This window comes from Collimonas silvisoli, from assembly GCF_018305005.1.
Taxonomy (GTDB): Bacteria; Pseudomonadota; Gammaproteobacteria; order Burkholderiales; family Burkholderiaceae_D; genus Collimonas; species Collimonas silvisoli.
Genome location: NZ_JAGQEG010000169.1, coordinates 1 through 5,329 on the forward strand (window position 1 = coordinate 1; position 5,329 = coordinate 5,329).

Here is a 5,329-nt window from a genome sequence, read left to right on the forward strand (position 1 = left end):
CAAACCGATATAGCGCGCATCTTCGGTGTTACGCAATGAATTCCACGCAGCGTGTTCCAGATTCGACGTGATCTTCGCCAGGTCGCGCGGGTTGGCCAATTCCTGCCATGAATCCATCTGCAAGCCGGCTGGCGAGGCGCCGGCGATGAACGGCGAATGCGCTGCGGCGGAAATCTTGGCAATCGCCCCAAGCAATTCAACATCCGGCGGCGTGTGGTCGAAGTAATAGTCGGCAACCAGGCAACCGTAAGGTTCGCCGCCGAGCTGGCCGTATTCTTCTTCATAAACGCGTTTGAAAATCGGACTTTGATCCCACGCCACGCCTTTGTGACGACGCACGGTGCGCCGCATTTCGTCTTTGGAAATATCCATGAAACGAATTTTGAGCTGCTCGTCGGTTTCGGTATTGGAAACCAGATGGTGCAGGCCGCGCCAAGCCGATTCCAGCTGCTGGAATTCTTCTTTATGGAGAATCAGATTGATTTGTTCGGATAACTTGTGGTCGATTTCTGCAATCACCGCTTCGATCGCGGAATAGGCATCGTCGCTGATCGTCGTCGAGTTGCTCAACGCCTGTTCCGCCAGGGTACGGACGGCGGATTCAACCGCGTCGCGCGCCTGCTCGGTTTTGCTTGAGTATTTTTGGTCTGGGCTTTCGCTTGCATGGATTTTCTTTCGGTCAATGCGATTTATTAGGGGAGCAGCTGGCGATCAGTCGGCTTTGACGCTGTCATCGCCATTTTTCTTTGGCGCTGAAGCCAATGCCTTCATCAATGCAGGATCCTGCAGCAATTGCTGCACCAATCCTTCGGCGCCGGATTTGCCATCCATATAGGTCTGCAGGTTAGATAGTTGCGTGCGGGCTTCAAGCAGCTGCTTCAACGCATCGACCTTGGTTGCCACCGCTGCCGGGGAAAAATCTTCCATGCTTTCAAACGTCATATCGACCATCAAGTGACCGTCACCTGACAAAGTATTCGGCACCGAAAAGGCCACACGCGGTTGAATGGCTTTCATGCGTTCGTCGAAATTGTCGATATCGATATCGAGAAACTTGCGATCTCCCACCGGCGGCAGATCTGCCACAGGCTTGCCGGACAAGTCAGCCAGTACACCCATCACGAATGGCAATTCAATCTTCTTCTCCGAACCGTAGATTTCGACGTCGTACTCGATTTGCACGCGAGGCGCGCGGTTGCGGGCGATAAATTTCTGGGAACTGTTGCTAACGCTCATAAAAACTCCGATAAATAAAAGGGTTGATCAAGGACAAAACAGCCTTACGAACAGGCCAAGCTCAAGCCAGCGACGCCGGCACAGAGAAACGTGGCGTTCATGCGTATTCCAACTGATAGCTCATATCCGTGGTGTTGCTATCAAAATCGACGACGATGCGGCTGATCGCGCGTTTTTCTTCTAAAGCATCCAGCCAATAGGCCGAAAGACGAGGCAAGATGCGCTGTTCGATGAAACCGACCAACAGCCGCGCGCCGGTTTCGTGCCTGCCGCATTGCTCGACGATATGGCTAACCACGGCATCCTTGATATCCAATGCGATGCCGTGATGCGACCGCATGCGGGTGACGATTTTTTGCAGATGCAGCCGGACGATGCTGGCCAATTCTTCGTGTTGCAGCGGAAAGAACGGGACCGTCGTCAATCGCCCGACGAAGGCTGCCGGGAATACCTTGCGTAGTTCGGGCTGCAAGACATCGCGCAGCGCTTCCGCATCGGGTATCAGCGTCGGGTCGTCGCACAAACTGGAAATCAAGTCCGAACCGGTATTGCTGGTGAGTAGAATGACGGTGTTTTTGAAATCGATGTAACGCCCTTCACCGTCTTCCATCCAGCCTTTGTCGAACACTTGATAAAACATTTCATGCACGTCGGGATGGGCTTTTTCGATTTCATCCAGCAGCACCACGCTATAGGGGCGACGCCGCACCGCCTCGGTCAGCACGCCGCCTTCGCCGTAGCCGACATAACCAGGCGGCGAACCTTTCAAGGTCGAGACGGTGTGGGCCTCTTGGAATTCGCTCATGTTGACGGTGATCAGATTTTGCTCGCCGCCATACAGCGCATCGGCCAGCGCCAAGGCGGTTTCAGTCTTGCCAACCCCCGACGGGCCGACCAGCAGAAAGACGCCAACCGGCTTGTTCGGATCGGATAGGTTTGCCCGCGCAGTCTGGATGCGTTCACCAATGGCGCGTAATGCGTGCGCTTGACCGATCACGCGCTGCGCCAGCAGGGCCGGAAGTTTTCGAACGGCAGCAATATCGTCTTGAACCATGCTGCCGACAGGAATACCGGTCCAGTCGGCGACAATGGCGGCCACCACCGCTTCGCTGACGTGCGGCTGAATCAAAGGTGAATCTTGTTGCAGAAGCTCCAGTTGTTTTTCCAGCGCTTTCAAATCGCTCAGAAGCTGGCCAAGGCTGTCGATTGTTTCTCCGGAATCTGGTAACGCTAACAATTGAGTTCGTTTCGAAACGATGATCCGGGTGAGGTCGAGTTCCTGCTGCCAACGCTGTTCCAGCAGATCCAATTCACTCTGTTGCGTATCGATGCGTGCATCAATCTCATCGAGGCGCCCGGCATTTTCCTTACCTATGCTGGCTTCGCGCAACAGCAAATCACGCTCAACCTGCCCGGCTGTCAAACGTTCGCGCAGGTATTCGATACGCGCCGGCGGCGCATGCAGCGACAAGGCTACGCGTGCACAAGCAGTATCGAGCAAACTGATGGCCTTGTCTGGCAGCTGGCGCGACGGGATGTAGCGATGCGACAAGGTGACGGCCGCGCGTATGGCTTCGTCCATGATCCATACCTGATGGTGCTGAGTAAAAGTCTCTACCAGTCCGCGCACCATGTCGACCGCAGAGGCTTCTTCCGGCTCCATCACTTGCAGCACCTGGAAGCGCCGCGTCAGTGCCGGATCTTTTTCAATATGGCGCTTGTATTCGCTCCAGGTTGTCGCACCGATGGTGCGCAACGTGCCGCGCGCCAGCGCCGGCTTTAACAGGTTGGCGGCATCTCCGGTCCCGGCCTGGCCGCCGGCGCCGATCAAGGTATGGACTTCATCGACAAACAAAATGACCGGCTGGGTGGAGTGTGCAGCTTCTTCGAGAACGCCTTTTAAACGCGACTCAAATTCTCCCTTCATGCTGGCGCCAGCAAGCAAGGCCCCAACATCCAGGCTGAGTAGGCGTACCTCACGCAGACTGGGGGGAACATGTCCTTGTGCGATGGCCAAGGCGAGACCTTCGACGACCGCAGTCTTGCCCACACCTGCCTCGCCGGTCAGCAACGGATTGTTCTGGCGCCGGCGCAGGAGAATGTCGATCATGGTGCGGATTTCGTGGTCACGGCCAACCACCGGATCAATCTTTCGGGCCCGTGCCTGCTCAGTCAAGTCGCTGCAGTATTGCGCAAGCGGAGACTTGGAAGAGGATTGTGCTGACAAGGCATTGCTGGCCTCGCCTGGAATTGTGGCGGAGTTCCCGGAGCCGTCATGCGCTGCCTCATGGCTTTCCGGCGAGCCATCAATCAAGGCGGGCAACAGATCCATCAAACCTGCTGTCGGCACTTTGGCAAAAGGCGGCAAGATGCTCAACAAGACCCGACGCAGCTCCGGCGTTTCAAGTAAGGCCGCAATCAGCCATGCGCTACGGATACGCTGTTCGCCCGCACTTAATGTTGCAAAGATCCATGCACGCTCTATCGCGGCTTCGATATGGTAAGAGAAATCGCTGATTGAGCTGGCGCCGGTCGGCAACATGCCGAGTGCGGCGGCAAGCTCGCGATCGATCACGCCGGGCGAGACGCCGAAATGCCTGGCAATACGATGCCAGTCGCTATCTGGAAGCTGGGCCAGTTGATTGATCCAGTGCGCCAGTTCGATATATGGATTGCCGCGCAGCTTGCAGAATGCCGCAGCCGATTCAATTGCTTTGAACAACGTTGTATTAAGCTTGCCAAACAAGATGTGCCGGGTAACTGCCATCGACGCTCCACTTTCTGAATCTTATTGATCAAATCCAACCTTATGCCCATGTTTCAGGGGCTCAGACATGCACCAAGCGGACAGACACCGCGACACATGTTAGAAATTTTCTTGGCCCAGCATTCGTGTTAAAGCAAATCCGCAGCACACGCAGTCTTATTTCGCCGACTGTCGGTGAGCACGGAATACTCCCCACCCACCTCAAAATGAGTCGCCCGAATTTCGCGATGCGTTAGATCTGCTTGACGTAATTCAATCTGGGTCCCGCGACTTAAAAGGTGCACTCTCGATCCGGTCGCCCCCAACTGCAGTCGGCGGCTTTGAATGCAAACAATTGAAAGCACATTGGCGCGAGACAAGAATTACTCTATCCGATTTGCATCTTGCAATTTGTCAGAGATTGTCATGACTCCTGCGCTTCCGGATCGTGTTTGATCGAATGAACGATAGCTATGGAGTGGACATGGATGCACGTCAATACGCTGCCTGCGTGTGTTTACAAGGGTTTCAGTGCTGAGGACAATTTCACCGTGACGGAACGCGAAGACGTGACAACGACAATGTCAGAGAATGTCAGGCCCGATAGACGGCCTTCATCACTAGACCATCAAGTGGATATATTGGCGTTTTTGATCAGAAGCGCTATTCATTTGGATGCGAAACATTGCATTTCGCTGATCATCTCTATTCGTCCAAGCCCATTCTGACTGAGAATTGGTACACCACAAATTCACGATATTTGCGTGTCTCCTGCTCCGACATTTAGCTGCGGAAGTTTTCGCATTATCAATACGAGGATACAAAACATCAATTACCTTTTGAGCTCGGCTTTCACCATCATTCGATTGGCGGATATCGGTTGGCTCGTTGGGGGCTTTTAACTATTTCGCAGACTATGCAGTTCCGGAAGCGTTGCATTTACGTGTCTAAATTACTTTCTCATAGAGAAATGAAGTTGCTTTCACGTGCTAGACAACGCTTTTAGCTCATTAATCTGTTGCATTACCAAATCCTGGGCTATGTTGCGTTATGACCTGAGATTAATGCAGCAGGAGGTCGCGTAAATATTCTGTTGATGCTCTTGAGGGGCAGGTGGTGGGGCTTACGAATGGATATTTTGACGAGTACAGCTATGCGCGATTGACACTCAGCGGATAAATAAAGGGCCACGATACACGTCGTGGCTTTTTTTTGACCCATGACCCGTCCTGAATTAGGTTGACACTTTTTCGATGAAGAGAAGGAGTGTCAAATGGAGCAAGAGATACGGCGCAGCCAACGTGATTACAGCCTGGCTTTTAAATTGAGCGTTGTCGAGCAGGTAGA

At 53.7% G+C, this 5,329-nt stretch carries 3 protein-coding genes; all 3 read right to left on the reverse strand.

Features of this window, described 5'->3' with window-relative positions:
* The coding region (gene tssC, locus KHU33_RS25220) for a type VI secretion system contractile sheath large subunit (RefSeq protein ID WP_329956123.1) at positions 1 to 684 on the reverse strand (684 nt) is incomplete at its 3' end.
* 27 nt (positions 685 to 711) lie between these two features.
* Positions 712 to 1,236 (reverse strand): type VI secretion system contractile sheath small subunit, encoded by a 525-nt coding sequence (gene tssB, locus KHU33_RS25225; RefSeq protein ID WP_211468156.1) that lies wholly within the window; start codon positions 1,234 to 1,236, stop codon positions 712 to 714.
* 97 nt (positions 1,237 to 1,333) lie between these two features.
* Positions 1,334 to 4,003 carry a type VI secretion system ATPase TssH gene (gene tssH, locus KHU33_RS25230; protein WP_211468157.1) on the reverse strand — a complete coding sequence of 890 codons (2,670 nt, stop codon included), beginning with the start codon at positions 4,001 to 4,003 and terminating at the stop codon, positions 1,334 to 1,336.
* Positions 4,004 to 5,329: the final 1,326 nt, after the last annotated feature.